Below are 898 nucleotides of genomic sequence, written 5' to 3' on the forward strand. Positions count from 1 at the left end.
CAATCAACCCAATATTCAATACCCACTGCAATACCCATGCGATATTACTAGCATGCCGCATATTTCTCATACTGTTCATCAGCGAACATCCCTAAACATTAATGGTTATTTATACAATCTGCGGTAAAGTTTAATTTGCCTTATCTTATTAAATTATTAGAATTAAATAATTCTCTATAATAAGCAACTAGGCTTTTAAGTTATTATAATCCATATTCGAGACATTCGCATTACGAACGATAAAGACGAGTCATTAAAAACCAGCTCATGATCTTTATTTACTCATCAAACTGATGATATCTTGCTCTGTCAGCATCGGCGTTTTTTCAACAAAATTGTAGTAAGCAGGTTTACTATCAACGAAAATCTGCATTGCTAGAGTTGCACTTTTAGTTTCTCCAAACAATGTTGAAGAAACATAATAAGAAGAGGGAGTATGAAGATGGTAAAATAGATGAGTGCCACATTGCTTACAAAAAGCACGCTCTGCCCATTCCGATGATGCAAAACGGGTAATAAACTCTTCCCCATCAATACTAACATCACTATGGCAATCAATAGTAAAACTCGGCCCACCGTTCCAACGTTGGCACATCTCACAATGACAAACACTAATTTTATCGACTGGCTGTTGAGTTGCTATTTTTACTGCACCACACAAACATTGGCCTTGAGACATAATCGTTTCCTCTGGCTGTAATTTTACGCTAATTGTTATCAAAAAAGCGTAACACAATAAAGGTGATAGTTAGTCTTTTTTATCATCAATTCTGAATTGACGTCCATTAAAACGACGATCAGTCGTTGTTTCTGATAGCTCAATGCGGTTTACTTCTACTTGTTCACGTATAGATTCAATATCGCCAAGATCTCCCAATTTATTTTGTTTGAGTGAATG

The 898-nt window shown here is 35.6% G+C and carries 1 protein-coding gene; it reads right to left on the reverse strand.

What is annotated here, in order from left to right:
* Nucleotides 1–274: 274 nt before the first annotated feature.
* Nucleotides 275–679, reverse strand: coding sequence for a GFA family protein (locus ABN217_RS19040; RefSeq protein WP_272579633.1), 405 nt, complete (start codon nucleotides 677–679; stop codon nucleotides 275–277).
* Between the last annotated feature and the right edge of the window lie 219 nt (nucleotides 680–898).

The sequence above is a fragment of the Proteus sp. fly-1067 genome, from assembly GCF_040139345.1.
Lineage (GTDB): Bacteria > Pseudomonadota > Gammaproteobacteria > Enterobacterales > Enterobacteriaceae > Proteus > Proteus vulgaris_B.